This is a genomic window from Sphingomonas lycopersici, assembly GCF_026130605.1.
Classification (GTDB): domain Bacteria; phylum Pseudomonadota; class Alphaproteobacteria; order Sphingomonadales; family Sphingomonadaceae; genus Sphingomonas; species Sphingomonas lycopersici.
In genome coordinates, this window is sequence record NZ_JANFAU010000013.1 from 22,626 (window position 1) to 42,779 (window position 20,154).

18 protein-coding genes are annotated in these 20,154 nt (G+C 67.6%); 11 read left to right on the top strand and 7 right to left on the bottom strand.

Annotated features, from left to right (window positions below; translation table 11 throughout):
- Position 1: 1 nt before the first annotated feature.
- The 6 genes from NED98_RS19255 to NED98_RS19280 all read right to left on the bottom strand — a co-directional run bounded on the left by NED98_RS19255 (position 2) and on the right by NED98_RS19280 (position 6,010).
- Complete coding sequence (locus tag NED98_RS19255) at positions 2–898, bottom strand: polyprenyl synthetase family protein (RefSeq protein WP_265314093.1); 897 nt, start codon at positions 896–898, stop codon at positions 2–4.
- A complete protein-coding gene (locus NED98_RS19260; protein WP_179512358.1) occupies positions 895–1,146 on the bottom strand; it encodes an exodeoxyribonuclease VII small subunit in 252 nt (83 codons plus the stop codon). The genes NED98_RS19255 and NED98_RS19260 overlap by 4 nt, the downstream gene beginning before the upstream one ends.
- 46 nt (positions 1,147–1,192) lie before the next feature.
- Positions 1,193–1,387 (bottom strand): hypothetical protein, encoded by a 195-nt coding sequence (locus NED98_RS19265; protein WP_179512357.1) that lies wholly within the window; start codon positions 1,385–1,387, stop codon positions 1,193–1,195.
- A 38-nt stretch (positions 1,388–1,425) separates the two neighbouring features.
- Positions 1,426–3,102 (bottom strand): GGDEF domain-containing protein, encoded by a 1,677-nt coding sequence (locus NED98_RS19270; protein WP_265314095.1) that lies wholly within the window; start codon positions 3,100–3,102, stop codon positions 1,426–1,428.
- A 265-nt stretch (positions 3,103–3,367) separates the two neighbouring features.
- Positions 3,368–5,683 (bottom strand): ATP-dependent Clp protease ATP-binding subunit ClpA, encoded by a 2,316-nt coding sequence (gene clpA / locus NED98_RS19275; RefSeq protein ID WP_179512355.1) that lies wholly within the window; start codon positions 5,681–5,683, stop codon positions 3,368–3,370.
- 129 nt (positions 5,684–5,812) lie between these two features.
- Complete coding sequence (locus tag NED98_RS19280) at positions 5,813–6,010, bottom strand: DUF1192 domain-containing protein (RefSeq protein ID WP_179512354.1); 198 nt, start codon at positions 6,008–6,010, stop codon at positions 5,813–5,815.
- 64 nt (positions 6,011–6,074) lie between these two features.
- On the opposite strand from NED98_RS19280, the gene NED98_RS19285 reads away from it, so the two are divergent.
- The 8 genes from NED98_RS19285 (at position 6,075) to NED98_RS19320 (ending at position 13,424) form a co-directional block, all read left to right on the top strand.
- On the top strand, positions 6,075–7,079 hold the full coding sequence (locus NED98_RS19285) for an NAD(P)H-quinone oxidoreductase (protein ID WP_265269562.1): 1,005 nt from the start codon (positions 6,075–6,077) through the stop codon (positions 7,077–7,079).
- A gap of 67 nt (positions 7,080–7,146) precedes the next feature.
- Positions 7,147–7,764 carry a glutathione S-transferase family protein gene (locus NED98_RS19290; RefSeq protein ID WP_265314096.1) on the top strand — a complete coding sequence of 206 codons (618 nt, stop codon included), beginning with the start codon at positions 7,147–7,149 and terminating at the stop codon, positions 7,762–7,764.
- A gap of 124 nt (positions 7,765–7,888) precedes the next feature.
- A complete protein-coding gene (locus NED98_RS19295) occupies positions 7,889–8,767 on the top strand; it encodes a UDP-2,3-diacylglucosamine diphosphatase (protein ID WP_265269560.1) in 879 nt (292 codons plus the stop codon).
- Between the two features lie 2 nt (positions 8,768–8,769).
- Entirely contained in the window at positions 8,770–9,786 is a 1,017-nt protein-coding gene (locus tag NED98_RS19300) for a glycosyltransferase family 4 protein (protein ID WP_265314145.1), read from the top strand.
- 97 nt (positions 9,787–9,883) lie between these two features.
- The gene (locus tag NED98_RS19305) at positions 9,884–10,555 is read left to right on the top strand and encodes a cell cycle transcriptional regulator TrcR (protein ID WP_179512348.1); all 672 of its coding nucleotides are present in this window, start codon (positions 9,884–9,886) and stop codon (positions 10,553–10,555) included.
- Positions 10,556–10,640: 85 nt separating this feature from the next.
- Positions 10,641–11,759 carry an MBL fold metallo-hydrolase gene (locus NED98_RS19310; protein ID WP_265314146.1) on the top strand — a complete coding sequence of 373 codons (1,119 nt, stop codon included), beginning with the start codon at positions 10,641–10,643 and terminating at the stop codon, positions 11,757–11,759.
- A gap of 111 nt (positions 11,760–11,870) precedes the next feature.
- Complete coding sequence (locus tag NED98_RS19315; RefSeq protein ID WP_265269559.1) at positions 11,871–12,752, top strand: dienelactone hydrolase family protein; 882 nt, start codon at positions 11,871–11,873, stop codon at positions 12,750–12,752.
- 51 nt (positions 12,753–12,803) lie between these two features.
- Positions 12,804–13,424 (top strand): glutathione S-transferase family protein, encoded by a 621-nt coding sequence (locus NED98_RS19320; protein WP_265269558.1) that lies wholly within the window; start codon positions 12,804–12,806, stop codon positions 13,422–13,424.
- 166 nt (positions 13,425–13,590) lie between these two features.
- Here the strand turns inward: NED98_RS19320 and NED98_RS19325 are convergent, their stop codons facing one another.
- Complete coding sequence (locus NED98_RS19325; RefSeq protein ID WP_265269557.1) at positions 13,591–14,286, bottom strand: TetR/AcrR family transcriptional regulator; 696 nt, start codon at positions 14,284–14,286, stop codon at positions 13,591–13,593.
- A gap of 98 nt (positions 14,287–14,384) precedes the next feature.
- Here NED98_RS19325 and NED98_RS19330 point away from each other — a divergent pair, with 98 nt between their 5' ends.
- Genes NED98_RS19330 through NED98_RS19340 form a run of 3 tightly spaced genes read left to right on the top strand, consistent with a single transcriptional unit; the run spans position 14,385 to position 20,146 of the window.
- Positions 14,385–15,548 (top strand): efflux RND transporter periplasmic adaptor subunit, encoded by a 1,164-nt coding sequence (locus NED98_RS19330; RefSeq protein ID WP_265269556.1) that lies wholly within the window; start codon positions 14,385–14,387, stop codon positions 15,546–15,548.
- A gap of 6 nt (positions 15,549–15,554) precedes the next feature.
- Positions 15,555–18,719 (top strand): efflux RND transporter permease subunit, encoded by a 3,165-nt coding sequence (locus NED98_RS19335; protein ID WP_265269555.1) that lies wholly within the window; start codon positions 15,555–15,557, stop codon positions 18,717–18,719.
- Positions 18,716–20,146: an efflux transporter outer membrane subunit gene (locus NED98_RS19340; RefSeq protein WP_265314097.1), complete on the top strand. Its 1,431-nt coding sequence runs from the start codon at positions 18,716–18,718 to the stop codon at positions 20,144–20,146. The genes NED98_RS19335 and NED98_RS19340 overlap by 4 nt, the downstream gene beginning before the upstream one ends.
- Positions 20,147–20,154: the final 8 nt, after the last annotated feature.

Below are 20,154 nucleotides of genomic sequence, written 5' to 3' on the forward strand. Positions count from 1 at the left end.
TTTATCGATCCCTTTCCAGCACGAAACGCGCGATATCGCGTAGCAGGTCGGCCTCGCGGCCGTAATGGCGCAAATGCGCGATCGCCTGATCGATCAGCAGCCGCGAGCGTTCGCGCGCCGGTTCGATGCCGAGCAGCGAGACGAAGGTTTCCTTCCCCGCGTCGGCATCCTTGCGTAGCTTCTTGCCCGCCGCCGCCTCGTCGCCCTCGACATCGAGCAGGTCGTCGACGATCTGGAAGGCGAGCCCGATGTCGCGCGCATAGCCGCGCAGCCCGGTGCGCCCTTCCGGCGCGACGCGGCCGAGGATCGCGCCCGCCTCGACCGAGGTGGCGATCAGCGCGCCGGTCTTGAGCGCCTGGAGCCGCCCGACCATCGCAAGATCGAAGCCCGCGCGCGCCGCGCCGAGGTCCATCGCCTGCCCGCCGCACATCCCCGCCGGGCCGGCGGCGCGCGCGAGATCGAGCGTCAGCTCGGCGCGGACGAAGGGATCGGGGTGAGTCGCCGGATCGGCGAGAATCTCGAAGGCGAGCGCCTGCAGGCTGTCCCCGGCGAGGATCGCGGTCGCTTCGTCGAACGCCTTGTGGACGGTCGGCTTGCCGCGGCGCATGTCGTCGTCGTCCATCGCGGGCAGATCGTCGTGGATCAGCGAATAGACGTGGATCGCCTCGATCGCGGTGCCGACCCGCGCGATGCAATCGCGATCGCAGCCGAAAATCTGCGCGGTGGCGTGGACGAGCAGCGGGCGCAGCCGTTTGCCGCCGCCGATCGCGGCGTGGCGCATCGCGCGATAGAGATCGGCGCGGGGATCGTCCGGGACGGCGAGGAACTGGTCGAAACGCGCGTCGATCTCGGTGGCAATCTCGGCCAGCGCCGCCTGAAGCGCGGGGGAGGCGCTCATCCGGCGTTGAACGGCGTGGTGGTGGCGCGGCCTTCCGCGTCGAGCCGGATCGCCTCGATCCGTGCCTGTGCCGCATCGAGCCGCTCGGCGCAGCGCGCGCGCAGCGCATTGCCGCGCTCATACAGGTCGATCGCCTCGGCGAGCGGGGTTTCGCCGGATTCGAGCTTGTGGACGATCGCTTCGAGCTCGCGCAGCGCGGCCTCGAACGTCATCGAAGCGATTGCATTATCCTCGGGGTTTGACGCCATGCGGGCGCTATGCGGCAGGGGCCGTCAAAGGGCAAGCAGGCTGCGGTTAGCGCCCGCGGTTCCAGTGCAGCAGCAGCGACAGCCCGACCACGCCGAGGTTGATCGTCGCCTGCGCCGCGGGCTGGCTGGTTGCGATCGGCGATTCGCCGGCCAGATTCACCGAGATCAGCGGACGCCGCTCCGCCGCGACGGCCAGCGCAAGCACGATGGCAAGGAAGAAGGCGGCGCGGCGGCGTTGCATCGCAGTATATTACCCGATTCCGGGCGCGCTGGAAAGAGTCAGGCGGCGATCGGCGCGATGGCGTGGCGCACGCGATCGCGCCCGGCCGCCTTGGCGGCGAACAATGCCTGATCGGCATGGCGATAGAGCGTCTTCCAATCGTCCTCGCTGGCGATTGGGCCGTGGCAGGTGCCGAGAGAGACCGTGACCGAAATGTCGAACGGCATCCGCTCGGTGCGGACCCGCGCCAGCACGTCGGCGGCGAGATCATGGCCGCGATCGGGGATCAGCAGTGCGAATTCCTCCCCGCCGAGCCGTGCGACCAACGCATCCGGCGGCGCGGCGGCACGCAGCGCGCGAGCGACGATCCGCAGGACTTCGTCGCCGCCGTCATGCCCGAGCGTGTCGTTGACCAGCTTGAAGTGATCGATATCGGCGAGGACCAGCAGATGCGCCCGATCACGCCCGATCGCACTGCGCAGGAAACCGCGCCGGTTGAGCAGCCCGGTCAGCGGATCGGCGTCGGCGAGCAGCCGCGCGGCGATCTCCTGCTCGCGCGCCTCGTCGCGCTCGGCGGTGATCAGCCGGAAGCGATAGGCAATCGCGAGGCTGGAGAGCGTCGCCTCGATCGTCATCGACAGGATCGTCGAATTGTCGAGCAGGAAGCTCCAGCCGAGCAGGTGGAAATTGCCCGCGGCGCGCATCCCCGCCAGCACGACCGGGGCCGCCCAGGAAATCGTGTAGATCCACAGATAGTTGCTGCGATCGCGCCACGCGCGCCAGAGGATGAACGGCACCAGCGCGATCAGCGCGACGAAGCTCATCGCATAGATGTGGTCGAGCAGGGTGATGCGCCACGGTGCCAGAACGACGAGCGCGGTCGCGGCGACCAGCAGCAATGCGGCGACGATATCCGACGCGCGCGCCAGCCAGCCCTTGAAGACATGCGCGCCGAAGAAGCTGCGCGCAAAGGCCAAAGCGCAGACCGCCGCGATCGACAGCATCGCATAATTGATCCGCAGCCGATCGTTGTTCTCCAGCCCCGGAAACACCCAGGCCATCGCTCCCGACGACGAGAAGGCATAGAGCATCAGCCCTGCGACCATCGCGCAATAAGCGAGCTGGAACCCGTGGCGCAGCGCCCCCCACAAAGCGAGATTGTAGATCAGCAGCGCCAGGCACAGCCCGCCGAACGCGCTGTAGAGCGCGCCGAGCAGCATGTCGGACCGGACGCTCTCGCGCGCGGTGGCGAGGTGCGGCGCGAGGACGATGCCGCGCAGATTGGCTGCGCCGCGGACATGCCACATCAGCCGCGTCACCGGCGCTTCACGGGCCGGCAGCGCACGTTCGAAGATCGCGCCGAGCCGGATCGCGCGGGTCGCGTCATGGCCGTTCATCCGCTGGCTGAGCACGACGCCGTCGCCATAGACGATGTAGAGCGTCGCTTCGTCCTGCCACAGGCTGCCGCTGCGCACCGCCCAGGCGCGGGTCGAGAGTGGCGCGGATCGCACCCAGAAGTCGCCCGCGCCGAACGAGGTTTGCGCGCGGGTGCAATCGTAGCGCCGATCGGCGCGCAGCATCGCCGCCGCGGTGTCGCCGGGTCGGGCAGGCGCGATGCAGATCGGGACATCGCGCCCGACCAGCCCGCTTTGCGCCGCTGTCGGGACGGCCGCCAGAGTCGCGATGAGCGCGAACAACGCCCGAAAGACGATCCTGAACGCTGAACGAGCGGGCATGGACGACGCTCTAGCGGCGAGCGGCCAACAGATCGTTAATGCCGGCGAAAGTTATTTCTTACAAAGGCGTAACGACTTGGCCCGGCGGCGCAGTTCCGCCGTTCGCCCTGAGCTTGTCGAAGGGCTGTGCTTCCTCCGCGGAAGACAGGGCAGGGCTTCGACAAGCTCAGGGCGAACGGGGAGAGGGGGGCCGCAAAAAAACCGGCGGCGCCTCGTGTTCGGAGGCACCGCCGGCAATCATTCATTCGCTCGATCGGTCGGCGGATCAGGCCTTGACCGGCTCCGCCTTGCCGCCCTTCTTGCGCGGCTTTTTCGGCGCGGCGGGGACGATCTCGAACGACAAAGCGCCGTCCTTCAATTTCACCGTCACCTCGCCGCCGTGGACGAGCTTGCCGAACAGCAGTTCCTCGGCCAGCGGCTGCTTGATCTTCTCCTGGATCAGCCGGCTCATCGGCCGCGCGCCGTAGAGCTTGTCATAGCCCTTGTCGGTCAGCCACTGGCGCGCCTCGTCGGCGAGCTTGATGTGGACATCGCGGTCGGCGAGCTGGAGTTCGAGCTGGAGGATGAACTTGTCCACCACCCGCGCGACCACCTCGGGCGGGAGGTAGCCGAACGGCACCACCGCATCGAGCCGGTTGCGGAATTCCGGCGTGAACATGCGTTGCACCGCCTGCTCGTCCTCGCCTTCGCGGGTGAGGTTGCCGAAGCCCAGCGTCTCGCGCGCCATGTCGCTCGCCCCGGCATTGGTGGTCATGATCAGGATGACGTTCCTGAAATCGACCGTCTTGCCGTGGTGATCGGTGAGCTTGCCGTTGTCCATCACCTGCAACAGGATGTTGTAAAGATCCGGGTGCGCCTTTTCGATTTCGTCGAGCAGCAGCACGGCATGCGGGTTCTGGTCGACCGCGTCGGTGAGCAGGCCGCCCTGATCATAGCCGACATAGCCCGGGGGGGCGCCGATCAGCCGGCTGACCGAATGCCGCTCCATATATTCCGACATGTCGAAGCGCTGGAGCGGGATGCCGAGGATCGAGGCGAGCTGTTTCGCCACCTCGGTCTTGCCCACGCCGGTCGGGCCGGTGAACAGATAGCAGCCGATCGGCTTTTCGGGATCGCGCAGCCCGGCACGGCTGAGCTTGATCGCCGAGGACAGATTCTCGATCGCCTTATTCTGCCCGAACACCACGCGCTTGAGATCGGTCTCCAGCGTTTCCAGCACCTTCTTGTCGTCGGTGCTGACGGTTTTCGGCGGGATGCGCGCCATCGTCGCGATCACCGCCTCGATTTCCTTCGGGGTGATCGTCTTCTTGCGCTTCGACGGCGGCACCAGCATCTGCATCGCGCCGACCTCGTCGATCACGTCGATCGCCTTGTCGGGCAATTTGCGGTCGTTGATGTAGCGCGCCGACAGCTCGACCGCCGACTTGATCGCATCAGGCGTATATTTCACGCTGTGATGATTCTCGAAGGCGGAGCGCAGCCCGGCGAGGATCTTGATCGTATCCTCGATCGTCGGCTCGTTGACGTCGATCTTCTGGAACCGGCGCAGCAGCGCGCGATCCTTTTCGAAATGGTTGCGGAACTCCTTGTAGGTGGTCGAGCCGATGCAGCGGATCGTCCCGCCCGACAGCGCGGGCTTGAGGAGGTTGGACGCGTCCATCGCCCCGCCGGAGGTGGCCCCGGCGCCGATCACGGTGTGGATCTCGTCGATGAACAGGATCGCGTCGGGGAGCTTCTCAAGCTCGTTGACGACCTGCTTCAGCCGCTCCTCGAAATCGCCGCGATAGCGCGTGCCGGCGAGCAATGCGCCCATATCGAGCGAATAGATCACCGCCGGCTTGAGCACGTCGGGCACGTCGCCCTCAACGATCTTGCGCGCCAGCCCCTCGGCGATCGCGGTCTTGCCGACGCCGGGATCGCCGACATAGAGTGGGTTGTTCTTCGAGCGGCGGCACAGGATCTGCACCGTGCGATCGACCTCCGGCCCGCGGCCGATCAGCGGATCGACCTTGCCGTTCTTCGCCTTCTCGTTGAGATCGACGGTGAACTGCTTGAGCGCGCTTTCGCCCTTCTGCTTGGGCTCGATCTTTTCCTTCTTCTCTTCTTCGGCGCCGCGCGGCGGGGTCGCCTCGGCCGCCGCGGCGCCCTTGCCGACGCCGTGGCTGATGAAGCTCACCGCATCGAGCCGGCTCATGTCCTGCTGCTGGAGGAAATAGACCGCATAGCTCTCGCGCTCCGAGAACAGGGCGACGAGCACATTGGCGCCGGTCACCTCGTCGCGGCCCGAGGACTGGACGTGGAGGATCGCGCGCTGGACGACGCGCTGAAAGCCGCTGGTCGGCGAGGGATCGGTCGCGGCCTCGACCTTGAGCGCACCTAGCTCGGTATCGAGATAATGCGCGACGGTGGACTTGAGCTCGCCCAGATCGACGCCGCAGGCCGCCATCACCTGGCTGGCGTGCTCATCGTCGATCAGCGCGAGGAGCAGATGCTCCAGCGTCGCATATTCGTGCCGGCGGGAGGATGCGGCCTCGAGCGCTTTGTGCAGCGTGGTTTCGAGGGCGCTGGCAAAGGATGGCATTACGTTACTCCTGACGGGCCGCGACACAATGCGTGGCCCCTTGCCTGATATGTCGGGAGGGTGGGGCCCCGCATCAAGCGCTGGGGCCTTCCGCACCGGAAGCAACGCGCCGACCCGGTGCGCCAGCGCTCATCGCTTGAATAGAGCTTCTGCGCTTGCGCGGTGGTTAACGGCGCCGCTGATCTTGGCCCGGCAGCGCGCGATTTCGCCCTCCAATGCGGTGACGCGTGCTTCCAGTTCCGCCACCGAAAGGCGATCGAGGTCCTCGCGCAGCAGCGCGGTCAGCGGATCGTCGGGCCGGGGGCCGAGGATATCGTCTAGGTCCACGGTGCAAACGTTGACCCCCGAAGGGGCGAAGTCAATAAGGAACCCGAACAGGGGATTGATACAGATGAACGAAATTCCGGCGACGATGATCGCGATCGATCCCGCTGCGCCCGGCGGGCCGGAGGTGCTGGTGCCGGTCGAGCGCGCGGTGCCGCGTCCCGGCGCGGGCGAGGTGCTGATCCGCGTCGCCGCGGCGGGGGTCAACCGGCCCGATGTGGTGCAACGGCTCGGCGCCTATCCGCCGCCGCCGGGGGCGCCGTCGATTCCCGGGCTGGAATTGTCGGGCACGGTGGTCGCGCTGGGCGCGGGGGCGGACGAGGCGCTGCTCGGGCAACGCGTCTGCGCGCTCGTCGCGGGGGGCGGCTATGCCCAATATGCCGTCGCCGATGCCGGCCTGTGCCTGCCGGTGCCCGAGGTGGTGACGCTGGTCGAGGCGGCGGCGATCCCCGAGACATTGTTCACCGTGTGGACCAATTTGTTCGAGCGCGCCTTTGCGGTGGAGGGTGATACCGTGCTGGTCCACGGCGGGACCAGCGGGATCGGGACGATGGCGATCGCGCTCGCCAATATCTTCGGGCTGGAGATCATCGTCACCGTCGGGTCGGACGAGAAGGTCGCGGCGGCGAAGAAGCTCGGCGCGGATCATGCGATCAACTATCGCCGCGAGGATTTCGTCGAGCGGGTCGGGGAGATCACCGGCGGCAAGGGCGTCGCGGCGGTGCTCGATATGGTCGGGGGCGATTATGTCCCGCGCAACATGAAGTGCCTGGCGGACGACGGCCGCCACGTCTCGATCGCGATCCAGGCCGGGCCGGTCGCGACGATCCCGATCTTCGAGATCATGCGCCGGCGGCTGACGCTGACCGGATCGACGCTGCGCCCGCGCTCCGTCGGATTCAAGGCGCTGGTCGCGGAGGAATTGCGCCGCACCGTCTGGCCTTATGTCGAGGGCGGGCGGCTGCGCCCGGTGATCGACCGCACCTATCCGCTCGCCGACGCGGCCGAGGCGCACCGCCGGATGGAGGCGGGCGATCATGTCGGCAAGATCGTGCTGACGATGGACGCATAAGCGGGACTTTTCACCCGCGCCGCGGCTTTCGTTTGCGCGCGGCGTCGGCGCGCGGCAGGGTCGCGGCATGAGCGGCCTGATCCTTCACGAATATGCCCCGTCGGGCAATTGCTACAAAATCCGCCTCGTTGCGGCGCATCTCGGCATTCCGCTCGAGCGGCGCGGCTATGACATCCTGCGTGGCGAGACGCGGACCCCGGCGTTCCTGTCGGAGGTGAGCGCCAACGGGCGTATCCCGGTGTTGCAGGCGGGGGACGATTATCTGCCCGAAAGTGGCGCGGCGTGCGTCTATCTCGCATATGGTTCGGCGCTGATCCCGCACGATCGCTTCGATCATGCCGACATGCTGCGCTGGATGTTCTGGGAGCAATATAATCACGAGCCCAATATCGCGACCTTGCGCTTCTGGCGCGCCTTCATCGGCGAGGCGAATTTGAGCGAAGCGCAGCGCGCCGCGCTCCCCGCCAAGGAAGCGGCCGGGCATGACGCGCTGGCGCTGATGGAGGCGCATTTGGCGCGCACCGACTGGTTCGCCGCGGGGCGCTTCACGCTCGCCGATATCGCGCTCTATGCCTATACCCATGTCGCGGGCGAAGGCGGGTTCGATCTGTCGCGCTATCCCGCGGTCGAGGCGTGGCTGGCGCGCGTCGCGGCCTTGCCGCGGCATGTGGCGATGGGCGCGTGAAAGCGGACCGCTCCCCTCCCTGGTGAAGCGAGGGGAGAGGCGTGTCCCTGACTTCAAACCGTCATCGCCGCGAGATACGGGCGTAACACGCGGCGGGCATAGGGGGCCTTGAGGGAGGGCCCCTATGCCGACGACCGTGAAAACGATCGCAACTATCGGTGAGCTCGCCGATTTTACCGACTTCACCAACAGCCGTCCGAACCAGCCCGAGCGCGTGGTGACCGAGCGGCGGCGCTATCGCACGATCTGGATCAGCGACATCCATCTCGGCACGCGCGGCTGCAATGCCGATATGCTGATCGACTTCCTCGATCATGTCGACAGCGAGACGATGTATCTCGTCGGCGACATCATCGACGGCTGGCGGCTCAAGAAGAAATTCTACTGGCCCGCGGCGCATAACGACGTTGTGTGGCGGCTGCTCAAGCGCGCGCGGCGCGGGACGCGGATGATCTACATCCCCGGCAATCACGACGAGGTGTTCCGTCAGTTCTCCGGGCTCGACTTCGGCGGCATCGCGATCCGTCGCAAGGCGATCCACGAAACCGCCGACGGGCGCCGGCTGCTCGTGCTCCACGGCGACGAATTCGACGCGATCACGCTGGCGCACCGCTGGCTCGCGCATGTCGGGGACACCGCCTACACCGCGTTGATGGTGCTGAACCGCTGGGTCAACGCCTTCCGCCGGCGTTTCGGCATGCCCTATTGGTCGCTGTCGAAACACGCCAAGGCGCGGGTCAAGAATGCGGTCGCGTTCATCTCGCATTTCGAGGAAGTCGTCGCACATGCCGCCGGCGCGCGCGGGGTGGACGGGGTGGTGTGCGGGCATATCCACACCGCCGAGATCCGCGAGATCGCCGGGGTGAATTATTATAACGACGGCGATTGGGTGGAGGGCTGCACCGCCTTGGTCGAGCATTTCGACGGGCGGATGGAGGTGCTCCACTGGGCCGACGAGATCGCGGCGCGCGCGCCCGATACAATCGTCGCGCTGGCGGCGTGACGATGCGCGTCGCGATCGTCACCGATGCGTGGGCGCCGCAGGTCAACGGCGTGGTCCGCACGCTTGACGCGGTCACGCAGGAATTGCGCGCGATGGGGCATGATGTGGGGGTGATCGCGCCCGACGCGTTCCGCTCGCTGCCGTGCCCGACCTATCCCGAGATCCGCCTCGCGCTCGCCGGGACGCGTGCGGTGGGCGGGCGGATCGCCGAATTCGGCGCGGAGGCGGTGCATATCGCCACCGAAGGCCCGCTCGGCGTCGCGGCGCGGCGCTGGTGCGTCGCGCGGGGGCGGCCGTTCACCACCGCCTATCACACGCAATTCCCCGATTATGTCGCGGCGCGCACCGGGGCCAACCCCGAATGGGTGTGGCGCTATATCCGCTGGTTCCATTCGCCGGCGCAGAGCATCCTCGCCTCGACCGCGACGATCGAGGCGACGCTGGCGGCGCACGGGCTTACGCAGGCGCGGCGCTGGGGGCGCGGGGTCTCGGCCGAATTCCGCGCGCACGGCCGGCTCGATGCCGCGCTCGCCGCGCTGCCGCGGCCGATCATGCTCTATGTCGGGCGGGTCGCGGTGGAGAAGAACGTCGCCGCCTTCCTCGCCGCCGATCATCCCGGCAGCAAGGTAGTGGTCGGCGACGGGCCGGCGCGCGCCGCGCTCGAAGCGCGCTTCCCGCAGGCGCATTTCCTCGGCAGCCGCTTCGGCGAGGAATTGGCGGCGGCCTATCGCACTGCCGACGTGCTCGTCTTCCCCAGCCGCACCGACACCTTCGGGCTGGTGATGATCGAGGCGCTGGCGTGCGGCACCCCGGTCGCGGCCTATCCGGTGACCGGGCCGGTCGACGTGCTGACCGCGGAGAGCGGGGTGATGCATCACGATCTCGCCGCCGCGATCGCTGGCGCGCTGGCGCTCGACCCGCGGCGCTGCGCCGAACTGGGGGCGAAATTCACCTGGCGGGCGAGCGCCGAGCAGTTTCTGGCCGCTCTGGCGCCGGTTCCGGCGGCATTGGCGGCTTGATGACTTGCCCTAAGGCGCGCGTCGCACTAAGTCGGCGGGCGTGAGGTGGCCGCTCCGGTAAGGGGCGGCCCTATTTGTTTCCGACGGAGTTTTCGCCGTGGCCCAGCCGCTCATGCCCCATGCGACCGCTTCCTGGCTGGTCGATAACACTGCGCTCAGCTTCGAGCAGATCGCCGATTTCTGCGGCCTGCACATCCTTGAGGTGCAGGCGATCGCCGACGATACCGCCGGCACCCGGCTTACCGGGCGCGATCCGGTGCGTGCGCACGAACTGACGATGGACGAGATCGAAAAGGGGCAGGCCAACCCCGATTATCGCCTCAAGATGACCAAGGGGCCGGAGCAGGTGCGCCGCACCAAGGGCCCGCGCTACACCCCGGTGTCCAAGCGGCAGGACAAGCCCGACGGCATCGCCTGGATCATCCGCAACCACCCCGAGATTTCGGACGGCACGATCTCGACGCTGATCGGCACGACGCGCAGCACGATCCAGGCGATCCGCGAGCGGACGCATTGGAACATCGCCAATATCGTCCCCAAGGACCCGGTGACCCTGGGTCTCACCACCCAGCGCGAGCTCGATGCGGCGGTGGCCAAGGCGGCCAAGGCCTCGGGCGTCGAGGCGGCGCCGACCGACCACCGGCTCGAGGGTGACCGCGAGGCGCTGATCGAACAGCTCCGCGCCGAGCGCCAGCAGGCGGCGCGCGATGCCGAAGCGGCGGGCGAGGAAGCGAACGATCTCGGGTTCGAGGATCCGTTCAAGCATTGATTCCACCCCGTCACCCCGGCTCAGGGCCGGGGTGACGGGTGCGATAACTTCTAAGCCGCTCGTTTGAGAAAAGCGCGTGACGCGGATGCGTCGCGGTGGCACGGTCGCGCCGATGCCAGTCAATATCCAGCGCACCCTGATCGGCGACGAAGGGCTGACCCCCACCAGCCACGCCGGCCTGACCTTTCCCTTCGGCGAGCGCGGGCCGCTGCCGGGCGAGCTGCTCACCGTGGCGGAGGGTATCCGCTGGTGGCGCGTGCCGATGTCGGGCCCGCTCAAGCACGTCAACGGGCTGATCCTCGACGATGGCGACGGCGCCGCGATGGCGATCGATACCGGCACCGCCTCGCCGCGTTCGACCGAGGCGTGGAACACGATCCTCGACGGCCCGCTCGCGGGGACGCGGATCTCGCGGGTGCTCGGCACCCACCTTCATCCCGATCATATCGGCCTCGCCGGCTGGCTCTCGCGCCGGTTCGACGACGCGCCGCTGGTGATGACGCGCACCGAATGGCTGATGGCGCGGATGCTGTCCGCCGATGCGCGTCCCGATGTGCCGCAGGAACAGCTCGATTTCTGGCGCGGTGCGGGGTGGGACGAGGCGCAGGTGGCGCGCGGCGCCGGGGCGGGCTGGTCCAATTTCGCCAAGATGATCTCGCGGCTGCCGCTGCGCTACCACCGCATCCGCGACGGCGAGACGCTGCGCATCGGCGGCGCCGACTGGCAGGTCGTCACCGGCACCGGGCACAGCCCCGAACATGCCTGCCTCGTCGATTATGAGCGGCATATCCTCATTTCCGGGGATCAGGTGTTGCCGCGGATCAGCTCGAACGTTTCGATCCACGCCAGCCAGATCAACGACGATCCGCTCGGCGACTGGCTCGAATCGATCGCCAAGTTCAAGCAATTGCCCGATGACCTGCTCGTCCTGCCGGGGCATGGCGACCCGTTCTACGGGCTTCATGCGCGGCTCGATGCGCTCGATCGCGAACATCGCGAGCGGCTCGATGCGCTGGTCGATCTGATGGCCGAAGGGCCGCTGCGCGCGGTCGATTGCTTCGCCACATTGTTCCGCCGGCCGATCGGCCCCGAGGTGATCGGCATGGCGACCGGCGAGGCGCTCGCGCATCTGCGCCGGCTGGAGATCGAGGGGCGCGCGATCTGCGAGACGCGCGACGGCGTGTGGTGGTTCGCCCGGGCCTGAGATCACCCGATCGTCACCCCGGCCTCGATCCGGGGGCGATCCAAGTGCTTCCATATCGGCCCTACCTCATTATGATCCGCCCGCCGCCGGGGGGCGAATCGGAGTGTGGTTATGACCGATCCGTCGCTGCGCGATCGCGCCGTCCGGCTGTATGACGCCTATACCCACGAGCATCGCGATCGCCGCACCCTGCTGCGCGAGATGACCGCGCTGGCCGGGTCGGTCGCGGCGGCCGAGGCGTTGATCGCCGGGATCGGGGCCGCGCCTGCCGCCGCGTCGATCACGCCGCCCGACGATGCCCGGCTGATTACCCGCACGGTTCACGCCACCGCGGCGGGCAAGCCCTCGATCGTCTATCTCGCGCGGCCCAAGACCGGCGGCAAACCGCTCGGCACGGTGATGGTGATCCACGAGAATCGCGGGCTCAACGATCATATCCGCGATGTCGCGCGGCGCGTCGCGCTGGCCGGTTTCCGCGTCGTCGCGCCCGATTTCCTCGGCCCGCAGGGCGGGACCCCCGCCAATGAGGATCGTGCGCGCGACATGATCGCCCACGCCGATTACGATCTGGTCATCGCGCAGGGGCTGGAGATCCTTGCCGAAGCCAAGAAAGGCGCGGCGACCAGCGGGAAGGGCGGTATCGTCGGTTTCTGCTGGGGCGGCGCGCTGGTCGACCGGCTGGCGGTGGCGGGCGGCGCGGCGATCGACGCGGCGGTGGCCTATTACGGCCCGGCGCCGGCCCCGGCGGAGGCGGTGAAGGTCGCGGCACCGATGCTGCTCCATTATGCCGGCAAGGACGCGCGCGTCGCGCAGACCGGCGAGCCGTGGGTCGCCGCGCTCAAGGCGGCGGGGAAGACGGTCGAGGCGTTCACCTATTCCGGGGTCGATCACGCCTTCAACAACGACACCTCGGCGGAGCGCTACAACAAGCCCGCCGCCGATCTCGCCTGGGGGCGCACGATCGCCTTCCTGCACAAATATCTTGACGCCTGATGCTGCAAATGTTCCTAATTTGTTCCATGCGAATCGATAGGAGATGATGGCGTGAGCGACTTGATTTTCTACACCAATCCGATGTCGCGCGGGCGTGTCGCCCGCTGGATGCTGGAGGAGGTGGGCGCACCCTATGAAACGGTGGTGCTCGATTACGGCACGACGATGAAGGGGCCGGATTATCTGGCGATCAACCCGATGGGGAAGGTGCCGGCAATCGTCCACAACGGCCGCGCGGTGACCGAGGGCGCGGCGATCGTCGCCTATCTTGCGGAGGCGTTTCCCGAGGCCGGGCTCGCGCCGACCGCGGCGGAGCGTGCCAACTACTACCGCTGGATGTTCTTCGCCGCCGGTCCGCTCGAGGCGGTGACAGCGGACAAGGCGCTGGGGGTCGCGCCGACCGCCGATCAGCAGCGGATGGTGGGCTATGGCTCGCTCGACCATGTCGTCGACGCGCTCGAAGGGGCGGTGAAGGCCAATCCCTATATCGCGGGCGACCGCTTCACCGCGGCCGACGTGTTCGTCGGCAGCCATATCGCCTGGGGCATGCAGTTCGGCACGTTGCCGCAGCGCGATGCGTTCGACGCCTATGTCGCGCGGATCATGGGGCGCGAAGCCGCGGCGCGCGCGCGAGAGATCGATGATGCGCTGATGCCGCAGCCGGTGAGCTGAGAGGCGGCCGGAAAATGGCGCCCCCCTTTTCCCCGTTCGCCTCGTCGCGCCGGCGCGGGCCGGGACGGCGGGGGAGCGTCATTGCCGGCGTAAAAAGTTGTGAGGCAGTTCGTGCTGCGCTGCGTCATTATCATTGCGCGCGCGGGAAACCCGCGTTGCGCGCCCGTCAGGCTGGGCTGGGGGGCGTTTCGGTCGAGGAGATGACGTGAAAGGGCGAGCGCTCCTTAGTCCGTGCGATCAGCGCATCGAGTTCGCGCTCGATGATCGTGCTCAGTTGCGCGCACAACCGCCGGAAATCGCGCCCCTGTTGCGCGGTGACGACGATCCACTGGCACAGCCCGCCGCCCAAGGTGTTGATCAGATCGGCAAGATCGGCGCGCGCCGTGGCATAGCGGTCGCCCGGGGCGCAGGCGGCGAGCGCGGTGAGCAGGGTATTCTGGATCTGGTCGCTCAGCGTCGCCAGCACCGCGGCGATGCGCGGATTGCGCGCGGATTCGGCCATGATCTCGGGCATCAGCCGATAGCCCTCGAAATCGTCGCTATAGCTGACGAAAGTGAGGATCCACGCGCGGATGCCGGCGATGTCGCCGACGCGGATCGCATGATCGAGCGCGGCCTCGTCGAGAAAGCGCGACAGGTCGCGCGCGGCGATCGCGGCGACAATGTCTTCCTTGGACGCGAAGTCGCGGTAGATCTGGCCGACCTTGACCCCGGAGGCGCTGGCGATCTGCGCCACGCCGGTGCCGTGGAATCCGTTTTCGATGAACAAACGGCGCGATATTTCAAGGATATGCGCGCGCCGTTGCGCGGCTCGGCTGGAACGGTCGTCGATGCTGCAGCGCAAAAATTTTCCTCCGTTCATGGATCTTTCGGGCTTGCTCTCAATTATGGGCGGGCGTATCTGGCGCAAATTGTGAGTGATCGATCACTCACGCATTAGCATAAAAATCGGGGACGTTCATGAGGAAATTCGCGCCTGCCCTTGCGGCCGTGCTGCTGCTTTCCGCCTGCGGCCAGGGTGCCGCACCGCAGCAGCAGGGACCGGCCGAGGTGAGCGTCGTCACCGTGCGGACCCAGCCGGTGACGCTGACCACCGAGCTGCCGGGCCGCACCGTGGCCTATGAAAGCTCGGACGTCCGGCCGCAGGTCAACGGGCTGATCCTCGCGCGATTGTTCGAGGAGGGCGATCAGGTGCGCCAGGGGCAGCCGCTCTACCGCATCGATCCGCAGCCCTATCAGGCCTCGGTGGCCAGCGCGCGCGCCGCGCTGGGCCGCGCGCATGCCGCGATCGCCTCGACCGCCGCGCTCGCGCGGCGCTATGGCGAGCTGGTCAAGATCAACGCGATCGCCCGGCAGGATTATGAGAATGCGGTGACGCAGGCGCAGCAGGCGCGCGCCGATGTTGCCGCGCAGGAAGCCGCGCTGCGCACCGCGCAGATCGATCTGGCGCGGACCACGATCCGCGCGCCGATTTCCGGGCGGATCGGGCGGTCCGATTTCACCACCGGTGCCCTGGTCACCGCGGCGCAGGCCAATGCGCTGACGACGATCCAGCGGCTCGATCCGATCTATGTCGACGTCCAGCAATCGAGCGCCGAGGTGCTCAAGCTCCGGCAGCGGATCATGGCCGGCGAGATCGCGCGCGAGGGCGGCGCGGCGCGCGTCCAGCTCAAGCTTGAGGACGGTTCGGTCTATCCGATCGAGGGCGAGCTGAAGTTCACCGACGTGACGGTCGATCCGACTACCGGCAGCCAGGCGATCCGCATCCGCTTCGCCAATCCGAAGGGGTTGCTGCTGCCCGGCATGTACGTCCGCGCGCAATTGGTCGAAGGGACCAAGGCCGAGGGGATATTGGTGCCGCAGCGCGCCGTCGGGCGCGACGATCGCGGCCATGCGACGGTGATGGTCGTCGGGCAGGGCAACAAGGTCGAACAGCGCCAGCTCGAAACGTCGCGGACGGTGGGCGATTCGTGGCTGGTCACCGGCGGGATCAAGCCGGGCGACCGGGTGATCATCGAGGGCGGCATGATGCTCCAGCCGGGGATGCCGGTGAAGCCGGTGCCTTATTCGCCCAAGGCGGCGTCGGCGGGCAAGCCGGCCGCCGCGCCGGCGCAGGCGAAGTAATCCCCGATGGCACGCTTTTTCATCGACAGACCCATTTTCGCATGGGTCATCGCGATCATCATGATGCTGGCGGGCGCGATCGCGATCCGCTCGCTGCCGGTCGCGCAATTCCCCGAGATCGCGCCGCCCGCGGTGTCGATCAGCGCGGTCTATCCCGGCGCCGACGCCGAGACGCTCGAACGCACCACGACGCAGATCATCGAGCAGCAGCTCAAGGGCATCGATCACCTGCGCTATTTCTCGTCATCCTCCTCCTCGGCGGGGACGGTGACGATCACGCTGACCTTCGAACAGGGCACCAACCCCGATATCGCGCAGGTCCAGGTGCAGAACAAATTGCAGGCCGCGACGCCGCTGTTGCCGCGCGAGGTGCAGCAGCAGGGCCTGCAGGTGCAGAAATCGTCGGCGAACTTCCTCGTCATCGTCGGGCTTTATTCGAAGGACGGCTCGCATAGCGCGACCGACCTCGCCGATATGGTGGTGTCGAAGCTGCAGGATCCGATCAGCCGGGTGAACGGCGTGGGCGAGATCCAGACCTTCGGCTCGCAATATGCGATGCGCATCTGGGTCGATCCGCTCAAGCTCAACGCCTATCAGCTGACGATCGCCGACGTCACCAACGCGGTGCAGGCGCAGAATGCGCAGGTTTCGGCGGGGCAGATCGGCGCGCAGCCGGCGCCCAAGGAGCAGATGCTCAACGCCACCGTCTCGGTCCAGTCGCGGCTGCAGACCCCCGAGCAATTCGGCGCGATCCGGCTCAAGAACGGCGCGGACGGCTCGGTGGTGCGTCTGTCGGATGTCGCGCGGGTCGAGCTGGGCGCGGAAAATTACGGGTTCGATTCGCGGTTCAACGGCCTTCCCGCGGCGGCCTTCGGCGTCAAGCTCGCCTCCGGCGCCAATGCGCTGGCCACCGTCGACGCGGTGAAGACGCGGGTGGCCGAGCTGTCGCGCGGGCTGCCGAGCGACGTCGCGGTCGTCTATCCTTATGACACCACGCCGTTCGTGCGGCTGTCGGTCAAGCAGGTGGTCGAGACCTTGTTCGAGGCGGTCGTCCTCGTCTTCCTCGTCATGTTCCTGTTCCTGCAGAATTTGCGCGCGACCCTGGTGCCGACGATCGCGGTGCCGGTGGTGCTGCTCGGCACCTTCGCGATGATGGCGGTCGCGGGGTTCACGATCAACACGCTGACCTTGTTCGGCATGGTGCTGGCGATCGGCCTGTTGGTCGACGACGCGATCGTCGTGGTGGAGAATGTCGAACGGCTGATCACCACCGAGGGGCTCAGCCCGCGCGATGCGGCGCGCAAGTCGATGGACGAAATCAGCAGCGCGCTGGTCGGCATCGGCATGGTGCTCTCCGCGGTATTCCTGCCGATGGCGTTCTTCGGCGGATCGACCGGGGTGATCTATCGCCAGTTCTCGATCACGATCGTCTCGGCGATGGTGCTGTCGGTGCTGGTCGCGCTGATCCTCACCCCGGCCTTGTGCGCGACGATCCTCAAGCCGCACGATCCGACCAAGCACGAAGGCGATGGCCTGCTCGCGCGCTTCTTCCGCTGGTTCAACGACAAGTTCGAACGCGGCCAGGTGCGCTACGAAAAGGGCGTGCGGACCACCGCGCGCAACTGGAAGCGTTCGTTCGTCCTCTATCTGCTGATCGTGGTCGGGATGGGCTTCCTGTTCTACCGGATGCCGAGCGCCTTCCTGCCCGACGAGGATCAGGGCATCGTGCTCGCGCTGGTGCAGGGGCCGTCGGGCGCGACCAGCGCGCGTACCGACAAGGGGCTCGATCTGGTGCGCAACCATTTCAGGAGCGAGCAGGGCGTCGAATCGGTGTTCACGATCAACGGCTTCAGCTTCTCGGGGCAGGGGCAGAACGCCGGTATCGCCTTCGTCAAGCTGAAGCCGTGGGACGAGCGCCCCGGCACGGCGAACAAGGCGCAGACGATCGCCGGGCGCGCGATGGGGGCATTCTCGCAATATAAGGACGGCATGATCTTCGCGCTGGTGCCGCCGGCGGTGACCGAGCTCGGCAACGCCACCGGGTTCGACCTGCAATTGGTCGATACCGGCAACATCGGGCACGAGAAGCTCGTCCAGGCGCGCAACATGATGCTCGGCATGTCGATGCAGGACAAGCGCGTCGCGCAGGTCCGCCCGGTCAGCCTGGAAGATGCGCCGCAGCTCCGGGTCGATATCGATCAGGACAAGGCGCGCGCGCTGGGGCTCGATCTCGCGGCGGTCAATTCGACCATCTCGACCGCCTGGGGCGGCGCCTATGTCAACGATTTCATCGATCGCGGGCGGGTGAAACGCGTCTATATCCAGGCCGACGGGCCCTATCGTCTGCGCCCCGAGGATATCGGCAGCTTCTACGTGCGCGGCGCGAACGGGCAGATGGTGCCGTTCACCGCCTTCTCGACGCTGAGCTGGGCCAATGCGCCGGTGCAGCTCACCCGCTACAACGGCCTGCCCGCGGTCGAGGTGCAGGGCGGCGCCGGCGCCGGGGTCAGCACCGGCACCGCGATGAAGGCGATGGAGGAGATGCAGGCGAAGCTGCCGCCGGGCACCGCGCTCGAATGGACCGGTCTCTCCTATGAGGAACGGCTGTCGGGCGGGCAGGCGCCGGCGCTCTATGCCCTGTCGCTGCTGATCGTGTTCCTGTGCCTCGCCGCGCTGTACGAAAGCTGGTCGGTGCCGATCTCGGTGCTGCTGGTCGTCCCGCTCGGGGTGATCGGCGCGATCATCGCCGCGACGCTGACCGGGCTCAACAACGACATCTATCTGCAGGTCGGGCTGATCACGACGATCGGCGTGTCGGCGAAGAATGCGATCCTGATCGTCGAATTCGCCGAGGAGCGGATCGCCGACGGGATGCGGCCGTTCGACGCCGCGATCGAGGCGGCGAAGCTGCGGCTGCGGCCGATCCTGATGACCAGCTTCGCCTTCGTGTTCGGCGTGCTGCCGCTGGCGATCTCGGCCGGCGCCGGGGCGGGCGGGCAGCATGCGATCGGCCGCTCGGTGGTCGGCGGGATGCTGTCGGCGACCGCGCTGGGGATCTTCTTCGTCCCGATGTTCTTCGTCGCGGTGCTGCGGATGTTCGGTCACGGCAAGGACGACGACCATAATGATGACGGGGCGCCCGATGCCGCGCCGCAAGGAGTGACCGCGTGACCCGCCGTTTCCGTACCCTCACCGCGCTGACCGCCGCGACCGCGCTGGCGGCGTGCAATTTCGCGCCCAAATATGTCCGGCCGGTCGGCGCGGTGCCGGCCGAGCTGCCGCAGGGCGGGCCCTATCCCGCCGCGGCGAGCGACGCGCCCGACGTCACCAGGATCGGCTGGCGCGATTTCTTCACCGACGCGCGACTGCGCCAGGTGATCGAGACCGGGCTCGCCAACAACCGCGATCTGCGCGTCGCCGCCGCCAACGTGCTCCAGGCGCGCGCGCAATATCATGTCCAGCGCGCCGATCTGGTGCCGTCGACCAGCATCAGCGGCGGCGCGACCTATACCAATAATGCCGCCAGCCTCGGCGGCGGCGCGGCAGCGGGGGCGGGCGGCCCGTCGAACAATCTCGAAATCTATTCGGTCAGCGCCGGTTTCTCCTCGTTCGAGCTCGATCTGTTCGGCCGGGTCCGCAATCTCAGCCGCGCGGCGCAGGAGCGCTTCTTCGCGAGCGAGGAGGCGCAGCGCTCGACGCGGATCAGCCTGATCGCGGAGATCGCGACGGCGTGGCTGACGCTGGCTTCGGATCGCGACCAGCTCGCGCTGGCCGAGGAGACGCTCAAGGCATTCGAGCAGACGCTCGAGCTGACCCGCGCGCAATTCCGCATCGGCGTCGCCTCCGAGCTGGCCGCGCGGCAGGCCGAGACGAGCTATCAGAGCGCGCGCAACGATATCGCGACGCTGCGCACCCGGATCGCGCAGGATCAGAATGCGCTCAACCTGCTCGCCGGGACGACCATCCCCGCGGATCAGCTGCCCGCCGGGCTCGATGCCGGGAAGGTGACGCTCGACGCGCTGCCCGCCGATCTGTCGTCGCAGGTGTTGTTGCGCCGCCCCGATGTGTTGCAGGCCGAGCATCAGCTGATCGCGTCGAACGCCGATATCGGCGCGGCGCGCGCGGCGTTCTTCCCCAAGATTTCGCTGACCGCGACGCTCGGCACGATCTCGACCGCGCTCTCGGGGCTGTTCGCCGGAGGGAGCTTCACCTACACCGGCGCGCCGAGCGCGGCGCTGCCGCTGTTCGACGGCGGGCGCAACGCGGCCAACCTCGCTTATGCCAAGGCGTCGCAGCAGGCGGCGGTCGCGACCTATGAAAAGGCGGTGCAGACCGCGTTCAAGGAGGTCGCCGACGCGCTGGCGACGCGCGGGACGATCGGCGAACAGGTCACCGCGCAAAATGCACGGGTCGAGGCGGCCAATGTCGCGGCGAATCTGTCCGACGCGCGCTATCGCGCCGGGGTCGATTCGTTCCTCACCGCGCTCGATGCACAGCGCACCGCTTATGCCGCACGCCAGCAGCTCCAGACGACGCGGCTTGCCCGCGCGAGCAATCTGGTCGAGCTCTATCGCGCGCTGGGGGGCGGGCTGGAGTAAAAAATACT